The sequence below is a fragment of the Janthinobacterium sp. GW458P genome (genome assembly GCF_002127585.1).
Taxonomy (GTDB): Bacteria; Pseudomonadota; Gammaproteobacteria; order Burkholderiales; family Burkholderiaceae_D; genus Janthinobacterium.
This window is the reverse complement of record NZ_NEGZ01000025.1, coordinates 1-21,569: the sequence shown is the minus strand read 5'-3', so window position 1 is coordinate 21,569 and position 21,569 is coordinate 1. Positions and strand designations below refer to the sequence as shown.

Here is a 21,569-nt window from a genome sequence, read left to right as displayed (position 1 = left end):
CCTTGTTTAGTTATGCTCGATGCCGAGCAGGGTGTTGATCTGCTGCGCGCTGACGGGGGCGCCGGCGAAGTCGTCGAAGATCTTGTCAGTCACGGGGATGATGTGGGCGTTGATGAAGGCCACGCCTTCGCGCGCCCCTACCTCCTGGTCTTTCAGGCAGCACTCCCATTCCAGCGTGGCCCAGCCGGCGTAGTCGTTCTGCGCCATCTTCGAAAAAATCGCCTTGAAATCGACCTGACCATCGCCCAGCGAGCGGAAGCGCCCGGCGCGGTTTTCCCACGACTGGTAGCCGCCATAGATGCCTTGCCGTCCGGTCGGATTGAATTCCGCATCCTTCACATGGAACATGCGGATGTGGTCCTTGTAGATATCGATGAATTCCAGGTAATTGAGCTGCTGCAGCACGAAGTGGCTGGGATCGAACAGCATCTTGCAGCGCGGATGGCGGCCCACGCGCTCGTAAAACATCTCGAAGCTGATGCCGTCATGCAGGTCTTCGCTCGGGTGGATTTCGTAGCACAGGTTGACACCCTGTTCCTCGCATACGTCGAGGATGGGCAGCCAGCGGCGCGCCAGCTCGTCGAAAGCCGCCTCGATCAGGCCGGGCGGGCGCTGCGGGAACGGGAACAGGTAGGGCCAGGCGAACGAGCCGGAGAACGTGCCCATGTCGGTCAGGCCCAGGCGTTTCGAGGCCATGGCCGCCAGTTTCACTTGCTCGATGGCCCACTCGGTGCGCGCGGCCGGCTGGCCGTGCAGGTGTGCCGGGGCGAAGCTGTCGCACAGCGCGTCGTAGGCCGGGTGCACGGCCACCAGCTGGCCGAGGATGTGCGTCGTCAGTTCGCTGATGACGAGGCCATGGCTGGCCAGCATGGCCACCAGCTCGTCGCAGTATTGCTGGCTGTGGGCAGCCTGCGCCACGTCGAACAGGCGCGCATCCCAGGCGGGAATCTGCAGGGCCTTGAAGCCCATGCCGGCCGCCCACTCGGCAATGGCGGGCAGGGTGTTGAAGGGCGCCGTGTCGGCGGCGAATTGTGCCAGGTGCAGGCTTGGTCCTTGGATGGTTTTCATATCGGCTCCTATTGTTTGTCGATCGACAAAGAATAGGCGAAATTTCCCGTCCGGTCAAGACGCTGATGCAAAATAAATCGGGAACGCGCCGCGGGCGCCAGGCGTTATACTGGCCGCCACTTCGCAAGCAGAGGATCAAGATGGCAGGAAGACCGAGGGAATTTGACCGCGCGCTGGCGCTGGAAAAAGCGCGCGACGCGTTCTGGACGCGCGGCTACGAAGGCGTATCGATGGCCGACCTGGTGGCGGCGCTGGGCATCGCCTCGGCGCGCATCTATGCGGCGTTCGGCTCGAAGGAGCAGTTGTTCCGCGAAGCCGTGGAACTGTATGAAACGGGAGAAGGCGCGTTTGCCGTGCACGCGCTGGCGGCCAGCCTGAGCGTGCGCGACGCGGTGGCGCGCATGCTGGAAGAAGCCGTGCTGCTGTACACGCGCAGCGGCCAGCCGCAAGGCTGCATGGTGGTCACGGCCGCCACGAATACGAGCGCGGACAACGCCGGCATCGCCGACTGGCTGGCGCAGCACCGCCGCGCGCGCACGCAAGCCGTCATCGAGCGCCTGCGCGCGGCGCAGCTGGCTGGGGAATTAAAAGGAGAGGCGGACGTGCAGGCGCTGGGCGACTACTATGCGGCCTTGCTGCACGGTTTGTCGGTGCAGGCGCGCGACGGCATTCCTGCCGAACGGCTGCTGGCGCTGATCACGCCGGCCATGGCGCCGCTGGCGCTGGAAATGCAAAGCTAGACTAGCTTGTCGATAGTCGGTGTCTTCAAGTCTTGACGTCGATCAGGCTGCCCAGGGCCTGGTCGGCCGCCTTGACGACATTCGCCGATAAATTAAAACCAGCCTTGTAGACGAGGTTATCGGTCAGTTCGGAAGCGAGGCCCACGCCGTTCGGCCGGCTTTCGGCTGCCTTGGCCGCATTCGCGTTGGCGCCGCTGACGCTTTCGCCGGCGGCCAGCTTGCGCCCTTCGACGGAGAGGGTGACGCCCGTGCCGGCCGGGCTGGCTTCCTGGAAGTTGGCCGATTGCGGCTGGAAGCCCGGCGTATTCGCATTGGCGACATTGTTGGCGGCCACGTCCAGCGCGCGCTGGTTGGCGGTCAGCCCCGAGGTACCGGTGGTGAGGGCGGATATGGACATGGCGACTCCTTCAGAAGGCTTCCAGTTTACTCCCGCCAGCGGAAAAGTGCTTGGCGCAAGGCAATAATTTTCCTGCCCGTTGTTTTCTCTAAAAAAAGTTATTTAACGTAACTGTTTGATATTGTTCTGTGGCATGGCGCTGCCTAGACTGGCTGGGAATCATTCATGCGCCTGATCAGGAGTCCGCCATTTCCCGCGTCGCCCGCCTGTTGTCGCCGAGTTTGCTGCTCGGCTCGCTCTGCCTTCCCTCGCAAGCCCAGCGCGTGCCATTGCCGCTCGATGCGCGCCTGAACGAGCAGATCATCATGGTGCCTGCCGGTGACGGCATGCATGAAGCATTGGAAACGACGGTATTTCGCCCCGGCGGCCCCGGCCCGTTTCCCCTGTTGCTGATGAATCATGGCAAACAGGCGGGGCCGGCCAGGCAGCAGCAGCGCGAGCGCTTCATCTACATGGCGACCGAATTCGTGCGCCGCGGCTATGCCGTGATGTTGCCCATGCGCACTGGATTTGCCCAATCCACGGGCACTTACCGCGATTTCGGCTGCGACATGCTGGCCAACGCCCGTGGGCAGGCGCGCGACGTGCTCGATGCGCTGGCCTATGCCCGGCGCCAGAGCTGGGTCGACCTCGAGCGCATCGTCGTGGCCGGCCAGTCGTATGGCGGCATGGCGGCGCTGGCGCTGGCTACCCGGACGCTGCCCGGCGTGCGCGGGGTGTTCAATTTCGCCGGGGGCTTGCGCGTCGACATGCCAGGCTGCGACTGGCCGTCGGCCCTGGCCAAGGCCTTCGCCACCTTCGGCGCCTACAGCCGCATCCCCAGCCTGTGGCTGTATGGCGCGAACGACTCCTATTTTGCGCCGGCGCTGGTGCAGCGCCTGTTCCACTCGTTTGCCGGCTCGGGCGGCAGGGGCGAGCTGTTTGCCTACGGACCGTTCAAGCGCGACGCCCACCTGACCCTGGGCAGCCGCGATGGCGTGGCCGTCTGGCTGCCGCCTGCCGAGCGTTTCCTGCAAAAAATCGGCATGCCGGTGCGCCAGGTCTACGCTGTGGCCGATGCGCCGTCTCCGCCCGACACGCATTTCGCGCTGCAGGGCGACATCGCCGCCGTGCCTTACCTGGCCGAGCAGGGGCGCGCCGCCTACCGCACCTTCCTCGGCAAGACTACGCCGCGCGCCTTTGCCGTCTCGGCCAGCGGCGCCTGGGGCTGGGCGGAAGAGGGCGAAAGTCCCGATTTCCGCGCGCTGGCGTCGTGCCAGCGGCGCAGCAGCACCCCCTGCCAGCTATACTCGGTCGATGAGAGCGTCGTGTGGCCGGGCGGCGCTCGCGTCCCCAGCGCAAGCGCCGCCGGCGGCGCCGATTAAGCGGCTGCGCACGATAGTTGTCGCCGAAACGGGGGATGGGCGAATATACTAGGCGAAAAGGGAGGCGTTGCGCTTCCCGTCCGCCCTTATCATCAGCGAGAATTCACCCTTATGGCGTCATCCCCAGAAAACCTCAGCATGGCCGTGTTTTGCGACTTTGAAAACGTCGCGCTCGGCGTGCGAGATGCAAATTACGAAAAATTCGATATCAAACCTATCCTGGAACGCTTGCTGCTCAAGGGCAGCATCGTTGTCAAGAAGGCATATTGCGACTGGGACCGTTATAAAAGTTTTAAGGGCACCATGCATGAGGCGAACTTCGAGCTGATCGAAATCCCCCACGTGCGCCAGTCGGGCAAGAATTCGGCCGACATCCGCCTGGTCGTCGACGCGCTCGACCTGTGCTACACCAAGGCCCATGTGAATACCTTCGTCATCATCAGCGGCGACTCCGATTTCTCGCCGCTGGTATCGAAACTGCGCGAAAACGCCAAGCAGGTGATCGGCGTGGGCGTCAAGCAGTCGACCTCCGACCTGCTCGTGGCGAACTGCGACGAATTCATTTTCTACGATGACCTGGTGCGCGAGAGCCGCCGCACGGCCGCCAAGCGCGACGCGCGCGAAACGCCGGCAGCCAAGCGTTCGCCCGACGAGGAAGTGCGCCGCAAGGAAAAATACGAGTCGCGCAAGACGGAAGCGATCGAGATGGCCGTCGCCACCTTCGACGCGCTGGTCTCCGAGCGCGGCGACAGCGGCAAGATCTGGGCTTCGATGCTGAAAGAGGCGATCAAGCGCCGCAAGCCCGACTTCAGCGAGTCGTATTACGGCTTCCGCACCTTCGGCAACCTGCTGGAAGAAGCGCAGACGCGCGGCCTGCTGGAATTTGGCCGCGATGAGAAATCGGGCGCCTACGTCTACCGCAGCAACGCCCTGGCGGCCGTGCCGGCCGCCGTGAGCGGCGATGTGGCCAGCGAAGCAGTCGTCGCCGGCGAAACGGTCGTGACGGCCGAAGAGGGCAGCCGCGAAGGCGGCAGCCGCCGTGATTCGCGCCGCAATGGCCGTGGCGGCCGCAAGCAGAACGAGCAGCGCCGCGGCGAGTCCGCGCCACAGGCCTTCGTGCCGGTGGCCGAGGCCGAAGCGGCCGTTGCCGTCATCGAGCCGTATCCGGAAGCGCCGCAACCCGAGGTCCTGCATGAAGTGGCCGAAGCGGTGGCGGACGAAGGCAGCGCCAAGCGCGGTTCGCGCCGCAATGGCCGCGGTGGCCGCAAGAATGGCGACGGCGCCCGCGAAGCGCGTGCCGGGGCCCTTGAGGTAGCGCAAGCCGCGCCGGCACCCGAGCCGGCACCCGAGCCGGCACCCGAGCCGGTGCCTGAGCCGGTCCCGGAAGCGGTCGTGGCAGCCGCCGCCGAAGCCAAGCCGAAGGCCAAGCCGCGCACGCCGGCCCGCAAGGCGGCTGCGGCGAAAAAGCCGGCCAAGAAAGCGGCCGACGCCGTGGTTGAAGCGGCGCCCGTGATTGAGGCGGCGCCGGTGGAAGCGGCCGTCGTGGCGGAGGACAAGCCGGCCAAGGCGCCGCGCAAGACGCCGGCGCGCCGTCCCGCGCGCAAGAAGGCGGAAGCGGCTTGATAGCCTGAGCAGGAACAAGCGGGGCGGCAAGCGCATGCGCCCCGGCTTTTCTGGCCTTGCCTTGCGCAAACCGCGCACCCCGTTCCCCCAAGCGTGTACGATGAGCCTGTTTTTAACGAGGCGGGCGGTCAGGCATGTATCACGGTGAACGGTTCAACAGCATTTCCCATACGGTGGGCGCCGCGCTGGCGGCCATCGGCGGCGTCATCCTGATCGTCGTGGCGGCCCGCACGGGCGACCCCTGGAAAATCGTCAGCTGCAGCGTGTATGCGGCCATGCTGCTCACGCTCTACCTCACTTCCACCCTGTACCACAGCGTGCGCGGCAAGGCCAAGGCCGTGCTGCAGCGCCTCGACCACTGCGCCATCTACCTGCTCATCGCGGGCACCTACACGCCGTTCATGCTGGTGACGCTGCGCGGGCCATGGGGCTGGTCGCTGTTCGGCGTCGTCTGGGGCCTCGCGCTGTTCGGCATCGTGCAGGAATATGTGTATGCCAGCGGCGCGCGCATCCTGTCGCTGGTGATTTACGTGGCCATGGGCTGGCTCGTCGTCATCGGCATCAAGCCGCTGCTGGCGGCGCTCGAGTGGAACGGCTTTTTGTGGCTGGTCGCCGGCGGCCTGTGCTACACGGGCGGCATTGTTTTTTATGCCACCGACCACAAGCTGCGCCATGGCCACGGCATCTGGCACCTGTTCGTGCTGGCCGGCAGTAGCTGTCATTTTATCGCCATTTTGTTCTACGTTGCCTGACGTTGTCTGCCGCCTTCACTGTTGCCACGATTCCATTATAATGACGCGATATGTGAAACTCGGGCAACAATGCAGCAATAATAAGGCAACAATGGATATCAATTCGGACGATCTGAAAATCTTCGTCACCGTCATCGACAGCGGCACCCTGAGCGCGGCCGCCGTGCACCTGGGACAAACCACCTCGGGCGTCAGCCGCGCCCTGTCCCGCCTGGAAGACAAGCTGGCCACCTCGCTGCTGACGCGCACCACGCGGCGCATGGAGCTGACGGAAGAAGGGCAGCTGTTCCTGGACAAGGCGCGCGCCATCCTCGCCTCGATGGAAGACGTGGAGGAATCGATCCGCATCCGCCGCCAGAAGCCGGCCGGGCGTCTTTCCGTGGACGCCGCCTCGCCCTTCATGCTCCATTGCGTGGTGCCCCACATGGCGCAATTTCGCGCCATGTACCCGGACATCCGCCTGGAGCTGACCAGCAATGACCAGATCGCCGACCTGCTCGAGCACCGTACCGATATCGCCATCCGCATCGGCGCCCTGGTCGACTCGACCCTGCATGCCCGCCCGCTCAGCGCCAGCCCGCTGCACGTGCTGGCCACGCCCGCCTACCTGGCGCGCCACGGCACGCCCGCCACGCCGGAAGACCTGGCTGCCCACGCGCTGCTGGGCTTTGCGCAATATGAGCCGGGGAATAGCTGGCCGCTGCGCCACGCCGCCGGCAACAGCCTGCAGATCGTGCCCGCGCTGGCCGCCTCCAGCGGCGAGACCCTGCGCCAGCTGGCCCTGCACGACCAGGGCATCGTCTGCCTGTCCGACTTCATGACGCGTGACGACATCGCCGCCGGCCGCCTGGTCAAGGTGCTCGAACCGTTCTATACAGGCTACCGCCAGCAGATCCACGCCGTGTACTACCGCAATACGCAGCTGGCGCAGCGCATCAGCTGCTTCCTCGAATTCCTGCAGCAGAAGCTGTAGGCGGCCCCATGCCTGTTCCGGCGAAGGAGGCAATCATGCAGTGTCCCACCTGCGACGAATACGGCGACCTGGTTCTTGCGAAAGTCAGGAAGACGGGGCAAAAGGTGGTCGTTTGCACCGAATGCGACAACCTGTGGGCCGATCCGGACAGCGCGCCCGATATCGACGCCAGCGAGGGCGTGGCGGAGTTTCTGGCGGCAGCCGGCCTCGCTGACGACTGGGAGGAACTGGCGCTGCTCGCCAGGCTGCCGGCGCGCTAGCCGGCGCGCACGCCGCGTCAGGCCATGGCGTTCACGTCCTTCGTTTCGGCCCGCAGCAGCAGTTCCACCTCGTGCGCCGGCAGCGGATGGCTGAAGTAATAGCCTTGCGCCTCGTCGCAATCGTGACTGCGCAGATAATCGAGCTGTTCCGCCGTTTCCACGCCTTCGGCCACCACGCGCAGCTTCAAATTGTGCGCCAGCGCGATGATGGAGACGACGATGGCCGCGTCGTCCGCATCGCGTGCCACGTCGTTGATGAAGCTGCGGTCGATTTTCAGCACGTCGATGGGGAAGGTGCGCAGGTAGGCGAAGCTGGAATAACCGGTGCCGAAATCGTCGATCGACAGTTGCACCCCCAGCGCCTTCATGTCGTGCAGCTGGCTCACGGCCAGCGCCACGTCGTGCATGAACAGGCTTTCCGTCAATTCCAGCTCCAGGCAGGCCGGCGCCAGGTCCGTTTCGGCCAGCACTGCGGCGATCGAGGCAACCAGGTTCGGCTCGTTGAACTGGCGCGCCGACAGGTTGACGGCCAGGCGCAGATTGCCCAGCCCCTCCCGATGCCAGGCCTTGACCTGGGCGCAGGCCTGGCGCATGACCCAGGCGCCGATCGGCACGATCAGCCCCGTATCCTCGGCCAGCGCGATGAAGCGGTTCGGCGCCACCATGCCAAGGTCCGGATGCTGCCAGCGCAGCAGCGCCTCCACGCCGACGATGCGGCCGCTGGCCAGGTCCAGCTGCGGCTGATAGTGCAGCACGAACTGCTCGCGTTCGAGGGCGTTGCGCAGCGCCGTTTCGATGCGCAGGCGCTCCAGGGTGGCCTGGTTCATGGCCGTGGTGTAGAACTTGATGTTGTTGCGGCCCTGTTTCTTGGCGCAGTACATGGCGATGTCGGCCTGCTCGATCAGGTTCTGCGTCTCGCCATTGAGGGTCACGTCGCCGGGGGCGTCGTAGCGCGACATGTCGTAGACGGCCACGCCGATGCTGCAGGTGACGAAGAATTCCTTGCCGTCGAGCAATACCGGCTGGGCCACGGCATCCATCACGCGCTGCACGATGGCGCCGCTGAGCGCTTCGTCGGCCTGCTCGCACAGGATGGCGACGAATTCGTCGCCCGACAGGCGCGCCACCGTATCGCTTTCGCGCAGGCTGGCCTGCAGGCGCGTGGCGATGGTTTTCAGCAGCAGGTCGCCCGCCTTGTGGCCCAGGCTGTCGTTGACGAACTTGAAACGGTCGAGGTCGATCAACAGCACCCACAGCGCGCGGTTCTTGCGGCGCGACAGGGCCATGGCCTGCGTCAGGCGGTCGCGCAGCAGGGCGCGGTTGGGCAGGCCCGTCAGCACGTCGTGGTGGGCGATATGCTGGATTTGCTGCTCGGCCAGCTTGCGCTCCGTGATTTCCGAGCCCGTGCCCCGGTAGCCGCGAAACTCGCCCAGCTCGTTGAACAGCGGTTCGCCATTGACGCTGAACCAGCGCAGCTGGCCATTGCGGTCGTGCATCGCGTATTCGAGGTTGGAGAACGGCAGGTGCGCTTCCAGGGTGGCGATATGCTGCTTGCCCCAGCGTGAATTGCGCATCTCCGGGTTGTTGTCCCAGCGCCGCATGCCGATGAAGCGTTCCAGCGGCATGTTCGACTTGTCCGTGAAGCCGCTGGTGATGTGGGTGAAGCAGAAATTGACGTCCTGTTCCCAGTACCAGTCCGACGACAGGGCCAGCAGGCGGCGGAAGCGCTTCTCGCTTTCCTGCAGCGCCCGCTCCGTGCGCTGGCGCGCGCGCACGTCGGCGCTGAGCAGTTCATTGCTGCGCTTGAGGTCGGCGGTGCGCTGCTCCACCAGCAGCTGCACGCGGCGCGAACGCTGCGTCAGCGATTGCACGAAGGCGGCCGTCAGCAGACTGAACAGCAAACCCATGATGAGGGTGAACAGCGAGCCCAGGTGGTCGGCGAGGAAGGGGCGCGGATGGGCGTCGACGCGCACATGCCAGGGCCGGCCGGCGGCGGAAAAGGCGCTGTCGTAGCGGCTGTGGTAGGCAAACTGCAGCCAGCGGGGCAGCGATTGCCAGCTGCCGGCCGTGTTTTCGACAGTCGTCTGGCCGTGCCGGAAGATCAGTTGCCGGGGATCGGCGCCCGCGTCCGCGTACACGCTCAGTTCCAGTTGCGGGTCGCCCAGCAGGTCGGCGCCGGCGAGGATTTTCTGTACCAGCTCGCCGGCGCGGATGACGGCCGCCGTGTCGCCGATCAGCGCCGCGCGCCGCTGCTGCACGGTCTGCAGCGGCGCGCCGTGGCGGTACACGGGGCGCAGGATGACGAAGCCGCGCTGCGGCCCCTGCGCCAGGGCCAGCAGGCCGGTGGCCGTGGTCTGGCCGCTGACGATGGCCTGTTCCAGCGCGCCGGCCAGCAAGCCGTCCGGGCGCACGTTCAGGCCAAAGGCGGGGCGGTTGCCCTGCAGCGGTTCGAGATAATCGACGATCAGGTAGTTTGCGTGCTCGGCCACGGGATGGATGGCGCCATCGCGCATTTCCGTCATCGCATAGTCGGGCGCGATGCGCCGCAGCCCGGCCTCGAACGCGGCGCGCTGCGCATGCGGCACGAGACGGTGAAAATTGAAGGCCTGGATGAACGGGTGGCGCTGCAGCAGCGGCGTGGTGAAATCGTGGAATTGCTCGCGCGTGACGGGCACGACGGCCGCAAACAGCTGGTTCGTCGTGGTCAGCACTTCCACCGCATCGTCGAGTCCCTGTTCGATAGCCGCTACTCTGGCGCCGGCGCGCTGCTGCAGGCTCAGGCTCATCTTGTCGTATTCAAGCTGGCTGATGGCGGCGAACAGCACGGCCGTCACGCTGACGCCGCAGGCGAAGGTCAGCGCGGCCGCAGCGGAAATCGACAATGGCAGGCGGCCACGCAACATGGGTTTTCCTATCTCACTTCATGGACACAATTGCTCGGCAGCACCTGCCGGCCCGCGCAGGCCGTAGTTTGTCATAAACCACATCCATCATGCGAATTTTGCACCAGATCGCTGCTAATAAGCAACAATATCTCTGGCCATCGCGGACGACTATCGGTTGCCGCGTGCGCCTGATTGCCGGCGCAAACGCCACAACTGCCATGCCGGCAGCAGCCGGTTCAGGAAGGCCAGCCCTGCGGCGCGGCGCCAGCGCACCAGGCGCACGACGCGCACGGCGCGGCCCGTCCCCGGCTGGTCCGGCCTGGCGGCGAAGAGGATGCAGTTGTTGCCGGCGATGCCGTCGAACTGGCACACGGCGCCGCGGAAGGTCAGCATCAGGCGTTTCAGCATGGCGGGGTAGTGCTCGTCATAGCTGAACAGGTTGGCCACCAGCACGCCGCCGGGCAGCAGGGCGCGCAGGCAGTCCGCGTAGAAGCGCGCGCTGCCCAGGGCCGGCGGCAAGCCCGTTTCGTCGTAGCCGTCGAGCAGCAGCACGTCGGCGCAGCCCGGATGCTGGCGGATGTAGCTGACGGCGTCCGTTTCGATGACGCGCAGGCGCGCGTCGTCGGGCGGCAGCATGAATTGCTCGCGCAGCGCGATCACGTCGGCGCGCAGTTCCAGTACGGTGATGCGGGTGTCGGGCAGGTGGCGGTGGCAGAACTTCGCCAGCGAGCCGCCGCCCAGGCCCACCATCAGGATATGCCGCGGGCGCGGCACGAACAGGGTAAAGCACATCATGGCGCGCGCGTAGCGCAGCAGCAGATGGTCGGGGCGCGACAGCAGCATTTCGCTCTGGATCATGCCCGGCTGGAATTCGAGGCGGCGCCGGTCGCCGCAGGTATGCACCTGGGGCGCGCGCGCGGCGGGGAGTTTGCTATCCGGCATAGGGCGACTTCGCTGAGTGGACGGTGGGAGATGCTTTGTTGCATTCAGAGAAATCTGATAAGCTCCCGTGAGCATACCCGATTAATCCGCACCGAGCGTCCATATATGGCAGAGGCGGGCTGGCCGCTTGCACGCCCGGCGTGCAAGCTGGAGCAGCGCAAGGCAGCCTGTGGCACGCGGCGGCACGGCCGCGCAGTCGGGCACCATGGAGACAAGCATGTTTTTGGATCACCCCATTATCACGGCCACGAATAGTTTCACGGAGCCTGACCGCATCGAGCGGCTGACGCGCGTGTATGGCTACGCGGCGGCGCTGGCCGACCAGGCCGCCAATTTCGGCTTCATCGAGAAAGTGGCGCAAATCCACGATCACAAGGGTACCCTCATCGTTTTCTGGCATGAAGCCCCCAGCGAAGCGGAGAAGCAGTACTTCGTGCAGGCCTGGGCCAGCAAGGTCGGCGACGGCAGCACCAATGTCGAACACGAAATCTGACAGGATGCGCCGCGCCGGCGCGGCGATGGCATAGCCCATGGATATCAAGACCCTGGTACTGGCCCTGGCGCTTGGCAACCTGAGCCTGTGCGCGGCCCTGTTCTTCTTCGAATACGAGCGCAAGAAGTCGCTCAGCATGTCCACCTGGGCGGTGGCCAAGCAATGCCAGGCCGTGGCCTGGTGTCTGCTGTATTTCCGCGGCGTGCTGCCCGATTTTCTCTCCATCTTGCTGGGCAACAGCCTGCTGTTCGCCGGCATGGCGCTGGACGCAGGTGCCCTGTGGCAGGCGGCCGGACGCAGCGGCTGGCGCCGCCATGTGCTGCCGGCGCTGGGCGCGGCGATAGGGCTGTTTGCCGCCTGCTATCTGTTCGAGGTGGCGCCGCTGCTGCGCAGCGCGGGCGGTTCGCTGATCGTGGCCGGCTTCTTCCTGGCCGGCGTGGCCGCGCTGTGCCTGAAGTGGCGCGAGGCGAGCATGCTGCGCCGCTTCCTCGTCGTCAGCATGGGCATCCTGTCGCTGCTGATCGCCGCGCGCGGCGTGCTGGCCGCCAGCGTGCCCGGTTTCGATGCGGAGCTGATGCAGCTGGCCGGCTTCGGCGCGCTGTACCTGATGATGCTGACGAATGCCTTCGGCTACCTGCTGCTGTCGCGTGAAAAACTGGCCGGCGAGCTGGCGCGCCTGGAAGTGCTCGACGCGGCCACGGGCGTGCCGAACCGGCGCGGCTTTTACCAGGCGCTGGCGCCGTGGATGGCGCTGGCGCGCCGGCCCGGCCTGCCGACGGCGCTGGTGGTGCTCAATATCGACCATTTCAAGCGCGTCAACGACAGCTATGGCCATCCGGTGGGCGACGCGGTGCTGAAAACCATCGTCGACACCTGCCGCCAGCAGCTGCGCGACAGCGACCTGATGGGCCGCCTGGGCGGTGCCGAATTCGCCATCCAGCTGCCGCGCACGACGCTGGCCGATGCGCTGATGGTGGCCGAGCGCATCCGCGCCGCCGTCGAGGCGCTGCCCGTCAAGACGGAACGCGCCGTGCTGCAGCTGACGGCCAGCCTGGGCGTGACCACTATCCGCGCCGAGGACAGCACCGTCAGCCTGTTCAAGCGGGCCGACGAGGCGCTGCAGGCGGCCAAGCAGGCAGGCCGCAACCGCGTGGTCGAGGCGCAGGGCGCCAGCACGCTGGACATTTAAGCCGGCTTTACTTCTTGCGCGAGCCCAGCCAGCTCGGTTCCTTGCCGCACTCCTTGGGCAGGAACAGGGCGTCCAGGCCGGGATCGCAGCGCCGGTCCGGCGCCTTCATCGGCTCCACGGTGAGCCATTCGCTCCTGGGCAGTATCTTTTCTTCGCGTGGCGCCACCGGCGGCGCGGGCGGCAGGCTGTCTTGCCACCGTGCCTCTGCGGCAGGCGCGGGCGCGGTGGCCCAGTTGGCGTCAACCTGCGCTGCCTGCGCTGGCGGTGTGTCCGCGTGCGCGGCGGCGCACAGCAGGCTGCCCGCGAAGAAGAACGTGCGCATGGCTGTGCTGTTTATGGAAATCATGGTTAGTCCTTGGTCGGTGCCCGGAAGGCGGACCCTGCATTATGACGGCGGCAGGAAGCAAAAAGACAAGAAAATTGCAACGGCATGTTACCAAAGGGACTATAGTTACTGGTAGCAAGCAGGTGCACTGTGGCAAGGTGATTGAAAGGCGGGTCAGGCGCGGGGCGCCGTCACGCGAGATGTGTATTCCCTAACTTTCATTTAAGCTAAGCAAGTTATGCTATCGGGTGCACGCCAGGACCCTCTTGCCGTCCGCACCGCAGTTCCCCTTTTTTACTCTTGCCAGGCCCATAATGAAAATGCTCAAATCCCTGCCTGTATGGCCGCTTGCCGCCCCGCTTGCCGGCTGGCTGTTCCTGTTCGGTTCCACCTTCAATGTTGGCGGCTTCTATCAGATCCTGCTGGTGGCCGGCCTGATCGGCAGCGTGCTGGCCGCCGTCTACCACGCGGAAGTGGTGGCGCACCGCATCGGCGAACCGTACGGCACCCTGGTGCTGGCGCTGGCCGTGACCCTGATCGAGGTGGCGCTGATCGTCTCGCTGATGCTGGCCGGCGGACCGGAAACGACGGGGCTGGCGCGCGACACGGTGTTTGCCGCCATCATGATCATCCTCAATGGCATCGTCGGCATCTGCCTGCTGCTGGGCGCCGGGCGCCACCGCGAGCAGACCTTCGGCCTGCTGGGCGTGAGCGCGTCGCTGGCCACGCTGGCGGCCATCGCCATCCTGACGCTGGTGCTGCCGAACTACACCTCGAGCGCCGCCGGGCCGTACTACAACTCGAGCCAGTTGATCTTCATCGCCGTCATCTCGCTGGTCCTGTATGGCACTTTCGTGCTGGTGCAGACGGTGCGCCACCGCGATTACTTCCTGCCCAAGGAAGCCGTGGGCGACGAAGAGGTGCATGCGGCGCCGCCCACGCCTACCGTCGCCTGGGTCAGCGCCGGCGCGCTGCTGGTCTGCCTGGGCGCCGTGGTGCTGCTGGCCAAGTCGCTGGCGCCGGCGCTGGAAACGGCGATTGCCGCCATGGGTGCGCCAAAGACCCTGGTCGGCATCGTCATCGCCGCCATCGTGCTGCTGCCCGAAGGCCTGGCCGCCGTGCGCGCGGCCCGCGCCAACCGCCTGCAAACGAGCTTGAACCTGGCGCTGGGGTCCGCGCTGGCCAGCATCGGCCTGACGATACCCGCCGTGGTGGTGGTGTCGCTGGCCACGGGCCTGACGATCACGCTGGGACTCGATATCAAGTCGACAGTGCTGCTGCTATTGTCGCTGATGGTGGCCACCCTGTCGCTGGGCACGGGCCGCACCACGGTCATGCAGGGGACGGTCCACCTGGTGATTTTTGCCGTGTATTTGTTCACGACCATCGTGCCGTAAGCCGCCGCACGACTGCCGTTTTGTCACAATCCTGTCACGCCGCTGTCATACGATGAGAGTAGTGTGGTAGGATTTTTAAATCGTCTAAATGATTTATATAGTTTAGCAACTGATTTTGCCAACTTTTTTCGGTTGGTGCAGCAATGACAAGACAAGAGGCCAGTATGTATGCAGCGGTGGACCTGGGGTCCAACAGTTTTCGTTTACACGTCGGCACGCATGATGGCGACACGATCCGCGTGGTCAAGAGCGTGCGCGACCCGATACGCCTGGCCGCCGGCCTGGATGCCAATGGCGACTTGACCGAGGCGGCCATGCAGGGCGCGCTGGCCTGTTTGCAGCGTTTTCGCGCCACCCTCGCCGGTTTCGAGCTGGAAGCCGTGCGCGTGGTGGCCACATCGGCCATGCGCGTGGCGCGCAACGGCGCCGTTTTCCTGCCGCTGGCCGAGCAAGCCATCGGCTACCCGATCGAGATCATCTCGGGCGAGGAAGAGGGGCGCCTGATTTACATGGGCGTGGCCAATTCACTGGCCATTCCCGGCGAGCGCCGCCTGGTGATGGATATCGGCGGCGGCTCGACGGAGCTGATACTGGGGCGCGGCCAGGATATCGAGCGCGTGGAGTCGTTCAGCCTGGGCACGGTCAAGCAAAGCCTGTCCTTTTTTATCGGCGGGCGCATCGACGCCCCGTCGTTCGAGGCGGCCATCCTGTCGGCGCGCAGCCATTTCGAGGATGCCGCGCCGCCGTACCATCCGCAGCACTGGAAGACCGCCTACGGTTCTTCCGGCACCATCCGCACGATCGCCGACATCATCGCCCGCAACAAGCTTGGCGACGGCTTGCTCACCAGCGCCAGTCTCGATGCGCTGGCGCGGCGCTTCATCGAACTCGGTCACACCAGCCGCATCGACATGCCGGGCCTGCGGCCCGACCGCGCCAGCACCATCGTCGGCGGCCTGGCCATCCTGATCGGCCTGTTCCGTGAACTGGCGATTCCCGCCATGACGCCGATCGAGGCGGGCTTGCGCATGGGCGTGATGTGGGACCTGTATCTGCGCTCGACCAAGCGTGACCGCCGCGAACAGTCGGTGCAGGGCTGCATGGAGAAATTCCATATCGACCAGCAGCGGGCGGGCCGGGTGGCCGAGCAGGCGCTGGCCATGTACGCCCAGCTCAAGCCCACGTCCGAAGCCCTGGTGAAATGCCTGCGCTGGAGCAGCCTGCTGCACGAGGTGGGCCTGGCCGTGTCGCAGACGGGCTACCACAAGCATGCGGCCTACATCGTGGAAAATGCGGATTTGCCCGGTTTTACGACGCGCGAACAGAAGACCATGAGCCGCCTGATCCTGGCGCAGAAGGGCAATCTGCGCAAGATCGGCGAGGTACTGTCCGATCCCGATTTCGCCAAGGCCGTGCTGGCGCTGCGTTTGTCGATTTTGCTCATGCATGCGCGCATCGAGGCCGATTTCAGCGAACTGCGCCTGCGCATGAAGAGCCGCATCGAACTCGATATCAAGCGCGGCTGGGTGGCGCACCATCCCACCGTGTCGTTCTGGATCGAAAAGGAACAGGAATTCTGGGATGAGGTCGGGGTCGACTTCACGATACGCGCCAGCGCGTGAGAGGACGGCAAGATTGCTGAAGTTTGATATACAGCAAGCAAGGTTTTTAAAAACAGTATATATTGTTTATATTATTTGTTAGATTGGAAAATCCATGACCAAAACCGTACCTGCCAAAAAAGCCGACAGCGCGCCCGTATCGATGTTCCCTACGAGCGCTTCGATCAATGCGGCCGCAGCCAAGGCCGCGCCTGCCAGCAAACCTGCCGCCAAGCCTGCCGCCAAGCCTGCCGCCAAGCCGGTGGCAAAGGCCGCCGCCAAGCCAGTGGCGGCCAAAGCCGCCGCAGCGAAGCCTGTTGCCGCCAAGCCTGCCGTAGCCAAGCCTGCCGTAGCCAAGGCGCCGGCCGCCAAGCCGGCGGCCAAGGCCGTGGCTGCCAAGCCAGTCGCGAAAGCCGCCGTCAAGCCAGCCGCGCCGGCCGCTGTCAAGCCAGTCGCCAAGGCGGCCGTCAAGCCAGTTGCCAAGGCGGCCTCCAAGCCGGTCGCGAAAGCTGCGGCCAAACCGGTGGCCAAAGCCGCCGCCAAGCCGGCCGCCGTGAAAAAAGCGCCGGCCGCCAAGGTCGCCGCCGTCAAGGAAAAAGCCCGCAAGCCGAAGCTGGTGCGCGACAGCTTCACCATGCCGGAAGCCGAGTATGAAGTCCTGGGCCAGGTCAAGAAGGCCTGCCTGAAAGCCGGTTTCGAGATCAAGAAAAGCGAATTGCTGCGCATCGGCGTGGCGCTGATCAGCCAGATCGACCTGGCGACCCTGCAAAACGTGCTGGCCGGCCTGCCGCAGCTGAAAACGGGCCGTCCGAAGAAGGATTGAGGTTGACGGCAGGGCGGTCCCGCGTGGACTGCCGCCTGCTTGCCCATTCTGGTTTACCATGGGGGCTGTACTAGTTCCCCATGGTTGCCATGTCAGAAGAAACAGAGATCGAACGCGCCGGCTTCGTCGAGCGCGCCATTGTCCGCCACCGCGCGGGCGATTCCACTGCCGCCATCGACCACGTCGCCGAGGAAATCCCCGTCGCGCTGGTCTTCAACGGCATTTCCCACGTCGTCATGATGGCTACGCCGCGCGACCTCGAAGCGTTCGCGTACGGCTTCGCGCTGACGGAAGGCGTGGTGGCATCGGCTGCCGCCATTTTCGACTGCGAAGTGTTGCTGCGCCCCGATTCCGCCGAAGTGGCGCTGACCATCGCGCAGGAAGATTTCGTGCGCCTGAAGGACCGCCGCCGCGCGCTCACGGGCCGCAGCGGCTGCGGCGTGTGCGGCATCGACAGCATCGATATGCTCGACCTGCATCCGGAAGCGCTGCCGCCGTCCCTGATCCGGGTCGACCTGCCGGCTGCGCTGGCGCGCGCCGCCAGCGGTTTGCGCGAACACCAGGCGCTGATGCGGGAAACGGGCGGCGTGCATGCGGCTGCCTGGTGCACGCCGGACGGAGACATCGTGCGGGTGTGCGAGGATATCGGCCGGCATAACGGACTCGATAAGCTGATCGGCCATCTCGCGCTGCAAGATGCCGACATGCGGCGCGGGTTTGTTTTCCTGTCCAGCCGCGGCAGCTACGAGCTGGCGCGCAAGGCTGCGCGCATGCGGATTCCCCTGCTGGCGACGATTTCCGCCCCCAGTTCGCTGGCCATTTCCATCGCCGTGCAGGCGGGCATGAAGCTGGTGGGCTTCTGCCGCCAGGATGCCTGGGTCGATTACACGCCCGGCATCACGCTCTAAGTTCACTGCGCCGCCGCGCGCCACGCCGCCGGCCCATGCGCCGGTCAGGTCCGCCATGCCGGCATCGGCAAAGCGCGCCATGGCGGTGCCGGCCAGATTGGAAGGGGAGTGTGGTAATTCTGCACGATCCTGCCATGGTATTGACTTGCGTCATGGAAATGACATTCGGCTGTCATTTTCCTGACATATTAGGCAAGTACGCTGGAGTCGTCTTGATCACAGGGGATGAAACCATGCAAAACCTAATTGCGTCAAACGAAGCAAAGTCCCGGCCGGTCCAACTGGTGCTGAGCCAGGCCACTACAGCTGCGGAATTGCGCGAAGTACAGCGTCTGCGCTACAAGGTGTTTATCGAGACCATGGGCCTGACGTCGTTGGCCAATGCCGATGGCCTCGACAGCGATGAATTCGACGAGCACTGCGATCATCTGATCGTGCGCGACGCCGACACCCTGAAAGTGGTGGGAACTTACCGCGTGCTGAGCGCGGCCAAGGCCGCCAAGATTGGCCGCCTGTATTCGGAAAACGAGTTCGACCTGAGCCGCCTGAACAATCTGCGCGGACGCATGGTCGAAGCGGGCCGCGCCTGCATCCATCCCAAGTACCGGGGCGGCAGCGTGATCATGCTGCTGTGGTCCGGGCTGGCCGAATACATGCGCCGCGAACGCTGCGACTACCTGGTGGGCTGCGCCAGCATCAGCCTGGCCGATGGCGGCCACAATGCCGTCGCCGTCTACCAGGCGCTGGCCGAGAAGCACATGGCCCCAAGCGAGTACCGCGTCACGCCGCACCTGCCTTTCCCCATCCACCAGGTGGAAGCGGCGCACAAGCCGCAGGTGCCGCCGCTGATCAAGGGCTATCTGCGTTCGGGCGCGTGGATTTGCGGCGAACCGGCCTGGGACCCCGATTTTGAAAGCGCCGACATGTTCATGATGATGCCTCTGGCGAATCTGGACGAGCGTTATGCGCGCCATTACGGAGTGGTGCCTGGCTGATACCCTGCAGTGACGCCTGCAGCTGGCTGGCCAGCGCCTGCGCGGCGCTGCGCAAGCCGGTTTCCGCGCCGTCCGGCGGCAGCAGGTCGAGCAGGAAGCGCAGGGGCACGGTGATCGCTTCGGGTTCGCCGATGCTGCCGTGGCGCAGCACGGCGTCGCGGTACAGCGCCAGGAAGGCGGCGCGCGCCGGCGCGTCGAAGGGCTGGCCGTCCGGCACCTGCCACAGGGCTGCCAGCAGGGCGGCGCGCACGGGGGCGCCGGCGTCGATGGCGCGGTGTTCGTCCGCGTGGCGCTGGCGCGCATAGGCAACGGCGTCGTGCAGCAAGTCCCCCAGCTGCGGGTGCAGCGCCTGCCAGGCGCTGTCGTCGCCATGGGCCTTGAGCAGCAGCGCGCCCGCCAGTACCTGAAAAATCAGGTGGCAGTCGGCTGCGCCGCTGCGCCGCCGTGCTTCCTCCAGCGCGGCCAGGCAGGCGTCCGTCATGGCGCGCAGTGCCGGCGCGCCGGATTGCCCTTCGCTGCAGGCCAGGCGCGCCTGCAAGGCCCAGTAGCGGCCCAGCAGGGCCAGGCGCTGCGCCGTCGGCGCCAGTGCGATCAGCAGGTCGATATGCTGTTTACCGTCGTGCATCAATTGCCGGCCCAGCGCCGTATCGGGCACGGCCGGCACCTCGATGCCGGCGCCCGCATCGAGGCCGCACAGGGCCGCGCCCTGGCGTATCTCCAGCTCAGCCCAGTGCGCCAGCGCGCGCAGGGACACCCTGCCGTCCGCCGCGCTGTGCGCCGCCCGATAGTGTTCGATGGCGCGCAGGGTATTGTCTAGCCCGCCTAGGCCGGCGCGCGTGGCGGCCATGTTTTCGCGGATGTCGGCGCAACCGAAAAAGCGCGCGCGCACGGCTTCCTCGATGCTGCCCAGCTTTTCCTCGATGGCCGCGCGGCGCGCCGCATCGGCGCCCGCCAGGCGCGCGTGCAGGGTTTCCAGGTCGGCCAGCAGGTGGCCGTGGTAGTGGTAGGCGGGGGCCTGCCATGGCCGGCTTTGCGTATTCGGAAAATGGTAGTGGTCATCACCGTACGCCTGGTAGGCGCCCCAGGTATTCGAGGTGGGGAAGTGCAGGTAGGCCGCCTCGCGCGCCAGGCGCACGGCGTCGCCGAAGAATTCGCCGCTCAGCATGGCGTGATAGAAGCTGTGCGCGAAAATGCTGGCCGCCTGGTCGTCGATGCGCCAGCCGGCCGCGATCACCGCCTGCGCGCCCATTTCAATGAAGGCCGTGGCCAGGCTGGCGGCCAGCTTGGACCATGGCGCGATGGCGTCCGGGCGCATGTCGCCCAGGTGGCAGCAATTGATGAAGACGAATTGCGGCACGCGTTTGAGCTTGCTCACCTGCGCCGCCGTCAGCCGCGTCTTTGGTCCCAGCACCAGGCCCGTATGCGCGATGCCGGGGCCGGCCACCTCGCCGTGACCGGCCAGGTGGATGGCGAAATAACGTTCGTCGAACAGGTGCACCAGCACGCGCTGCGCCTGCGGGCGCAGCAGCTCGCGCACCTGGTAGCCGTACGCGCCGAACATGCGCGTCACGTCCTGCGCCTCGGCTTGCGCGCCGGGCAGCTCGGGCAGGCCTGAATCCGTGTCGCCGATCACCAGCACGCTGTTGCTGGGCGGGCTGGTGGCGGGCGGCTGTTCGCGCAGGCTGGCCAGCTGGCGCACCATGCCGATGCGCGTCGACAGCGGGCTTTCCTCGCTGCCCGCCTCGTCGCGCATGAGTTCCCACGGGTAGATGGCGGCGCTCTGGTCGACGGCCAGGATCAGCCCGCGCATCTCGGGAATGGCCGCCTTCAGGCCATTGGGCAGCATCAGTTCGTACAGCGCGCGCGACAGGCCCGGCTGGTCGGTGGTGTTGTCGGTGGCGTCCATGATCAGGCCATCGACGGCCTGGCGCTGGTTCGGCTCTTCGTCGACGCTGTTGTGGGCGCGGTCCGTCAACAGCGTGAAGCGCAGGGCGCCGGACAGGTCGGCGGCGACGATCTGCACGCGGCGCCAGCCGTTGTCGCCGCTCAGGCTGGGCAGGATGCGACGGTAGCCGCCGGGGCTGTGGCGGATGCGCCGCTCGAACGTGAAGCTGCCCTGGTAGCGCGCCTCGGCCATGATCTGTTCGATGGCCATGGCGGCGGCGATGGCGCGCGCCTCGGACTGTTCATAGATGGCGATATGGCCGATGCGGCAGGCCATGCCCGCGTCTTCCAGGCGCCGGTTGGCGCTGCGCGCGCCGTCGATCAGGGCGCGCGCGCACAGGGCGATGCTCAAGCCGCCATAGCCGGAACCGGACAGCAGGCTGGCCACGCGCAAGCCGTGTTCGCCCATCGGCGGCGTGGCGACATGACCGGCGGCGCGCACCTGCATGCAGACGCACGCGTATTCGAGCAGGCCGCCGGCGAATGCGCGCGCCAGTTCGCCCGGCGTCAGTTCGCCCAGCGCGCCCAGGCCGATGACGATGGCGCCGCCGGGCCGGCGCGCCGCGTCCGGCTGCAGCACCACCAGCGCCGCATCGGGGCGTTGCGGGAAGCGTCCCAGCGCATGGATTTCCTGCAGCCGGCCCGCCAGCAGGCGGTCCAGAAAGCTCATGCTGCCGCGCAGCGATTCGTAGGCATAGCAGCCGCTCATGACGGGAGCGTCGGCCGAAGCCATGCTGCCGTGGATGACGGAAATGCCCAGGCGCGCCGGCGGGCTTTCCGGCGCCAGGGCGGGGCGCGCCGCGCCGACGGCCGCGTCGAGCAGTTCCTGCGGCTGCGGATACAGCGGTGGCACGTCGGCCGGCTGGGGGCGGAAGCGCGGCGGCACGCCG

General features: G+C 66.1%; 19 protein-coding genes. 13 read left to right on the top strand and 6 right to left on the bottom strand.

Going from position 1 to position 21,569, the window contains the following annotated elements; translation table 11 throughout:
- Nucleotides 1-6 precede the first annotated feature (6 nt).
- Nucleotides 7-1,068, bottom strand: a complete 1,062-nt coding sequence (locus CBW50_RS15280) for a sugar phosphate isomerase/epimerase (RefSeq protein WP_086146357.1) — start codon at nucleotides 1,066-1,068, stop codon at nucleotides 7-9.
- Nucleotides 1,069-1,208: 140 nt separating this feature from the next.
- Here CBW50_RS15280 and CBW50_RS15275 point away from each other — a divergent pair, with 140 nt between their 5' ends.
- Entirely contained in the window at nucleotides 1,209-1,808 is a 600-nt protein-coding gene (locus CBW50_RS15275; RefSeq protein WP_086146356.1) for a TetR/AcrR family transcriptional regulator, read from the top strand.
- Nucleotides 1,809-1,833: 25 nt separating this feature from the next.
- Here the strand turns inward: CBW50_RS15275 and CBW50_RS15270 are convergent, their stop codons facing one another.
- Nucleotides 1,834-2,205, bottom strand: a complete 372-nt coding sequence (locus tag CBW50_RS15270; protein WP_086146355.1) for a flagellar basal body protein — start codon at nucleotides 2,203-2,205, stop codon at nucleotides 1,834-1,836.
- A gap of 263 nt (nucleotides 2,206-2,468) precedes the next feature.
- On the opposite strand from CBW50_RS15270, the gene CBW50_RS15265 reads away from it, so the two are divergent.
- The 5 genes from CBW50_RS15265 to CBW50_RS15245 all read left to right on the top strand — a co-directional run bounded on the left by CBW50_RS15265 (nucleotide 2,469) and on the right by CBW50_RS15245 (nucleotide 7,177).
- Nucleotides 2,469-3,569, top strand: a complete 1,101-nt coding sequence (locus tag CBW50_RS15265; protein ID WP_253251945.1) for a dienelactone hydrolase family protein — start codon at nucleotides 2,469-2,471, stop codon at nucleotides 3,567-3,569.
- Between the two features lie 111 nt (nucleotides 3,570-3,680).
- A complete protein-coding gene (locus tag CBW50_RS15260) occupies nucleotides 3,681-5,192 on the top strand; it encodes an NYN domain-containing protein (protein WP_086146354.1) in 1,512 nt (503 codons plus the stop codon).
- 134 nt (nucleotides 5,193-5,326) lie between these two features.
- Entirely contained in the window at nucleotides 5,327-5,944 is a 618-nt protein-coding gene (locus CBW50_RS15255) for a hemolysin III family protein (protein WP_086146353.1), read from the top strand.
- A 91-nt stretch (nucleotides 5,945-6,035) separates the two neighbouring features.
- Nucleotides 6,036-6,917 (top strand): LysR family transcriptional regulator, encoded by an 882-nt coding sequence (locus CBW50_RS15250; RefSeq protein WP_086146352.1) that lies wholly within the window; start codon nucleotides 6,036-6,038, stop codon nucleotides 6,915-6,917.
- A gap of 35 nt (nucleotides 6,918-6,952) precedes the next feature.
- Nucleotides 6,953-7,177 (top strand): hypothetical protein, encoded by a 225-nt coding sequence (locus CBW50_RS15245; protein WP_086146351.1) that lies wholly within the window; start codon nucleotides 6,953-6,955, stop codon nucleotides 7,175-7,177.
- Nucleotides 7,178-7,194: 17 nt separating this feature from the next.
- Here the strand turns inward: CBW50_RS15245 and CBW50_RS15240 are convergent, their stop codons facing one another.
- Nucleotides 7,195-10,080, bottom strand: a complete 2,886-nt coding sequence (locus CBW50_RS15240) for an EAL domain-containing protein (RefSeq protein ID WP_086146350.1) — start codon at nucleotides 10,078-10,080, stop codon at nucleotides 7,195-7,197.
- Between the two features lie 150 nt (nucleotides 10,081-10,230).
- Entirely contained in the window at nucleotides 10,231-11,004 is a 774-nt protein-coding gene (locus CBW50_RS15235; protein ID WP_086146349.1) for a transferase spermidine synthase, read from the bottom strand.
- A 217-nt stretch (nucleotides 11,005-11,221) separates the two neighbouring features.
- Between CBW50_RS15235 and CBW50_RS15230 the strand changes: the two genes are divergently transcribed.
- Nucleotides 11,222-11,497: a hypothetical protein gene (locus CBW50_RS15230; protein ID WP_076570163.1), complete on the top strand. Its 276-nt coding sequence runs from the start codon at nucleotides 11,222-11,224 to the stop codon at nucleotides 11,495-11,497.
- Nucleotides 11,498-11,534: 37 nt separating this feature from the next.
- Nucleotides 11,535-12,686 (top strand): diguanylate cyclase, encoded by a 1,152-nt coding sequence (locus tag CBW50_RS15225; RefSeq protein WP_086146348.1) that lies wholly within the window; start codon nucleotides 11,535-11,537, stop codon nucleotides 12,684-12,686.
- Between the two features lie 7 nt (nucleotides 12,687-12,693).
- Here CBW50_RS15225 and CBW50_RS15220 read toward each other — a convergent pair whose 3' ends face one another.
- A complete protein-coding gene (locus tag CBW50_RS15220) occupies nucleotides 12,694-13,032 on the bottom strand; it encodes a hypothetical protein (protein ID WP_086146347.1) in 339 nt (112 codons plus the stop codon).
- A gap of 293 nt (nucleotides 13,033-13,325) precedes the next feature.
- Between CBW50_RS15220 and CBW50_RS15215 the strand changes: the two genes are divergently transcribed.
- From CBW50_RS15215 to CBW50_RS15195, 5 genes are all read left to right on the top strand, one after another.
- Entirely contained in the window at nucleotides 13,326-14,408 is a 1,083-nt protein-coding gene (locus CBW50_RS15215) for a calcium:proton antiporter (RefSeq protein WP_086146346.1), read from the top strand.
- Nucleotides 14,409-14,572: 164 nt separating this feature from the next.
- Complete coding sequence (locus CBW50_RS15210) at nucleotides 14,573-16,030, top strand: Ppx/GppA phosphatase family protein (protein ID WP_086146345.1); 1,458 nt, start codon at nucleotides 14,573-14,575, stop codon at nucleotides 16,028-16,030.
- 94 nt (nucleotides 16,031-16,124) lie between these two features.
- Entirely contained in the window at nucleotides 16,125-16,832 is a 708-nt protein-coding gene (locus CBW50_RS15205) for a hypothetical protein (RefSeq protein ID WP_086146344.1), read from the top strand.
- An 89-nt stretch (nucleotides 16,833-16,921) separates the two neighbouring features.
- Nucleotides 16,922-17,740: a formate dehydrogenase accessory sulfurtransferase FdhD gene (gene fdhD / locus CBW50_RS15200; protein ID WP_086146343.1), complete on the top strand. Its 819-nt coding sequence runs from the start codon at nucleotides 16,922-16,924 to the stop codon at nucleotides 17,738-17,740.
- A gap of 233 nt (nucleotides 17,741-17,973) precedes the next feature.
- Nucleotides 17,974-18,735, top strand: coding sequence for a GNAT family N-acetyltransferase (locus CBW50_RS15195; protein ID WP_086146342.1), 762 nt, complete (start codon nucleotides 17,974-17,976; stop codon nucleotides 18,733-18,735).
- On the opposite strand, the gene CBW50_RS15190 is transcribed toward CBW50_RS15195, so the two are convergent.
- Nucleotides 18,668-21,569 (bottom strand): CHAT domain-containing protein (locus tag CBW50_RS15190; RefSeq protein WP_139842529.1); only part of this gene is annotated, 2,902 nt, incomplete at its 5' end. The genes CBW50_RS15195 and CBW50_RS15190 overlap by 68 nt on opposite strands.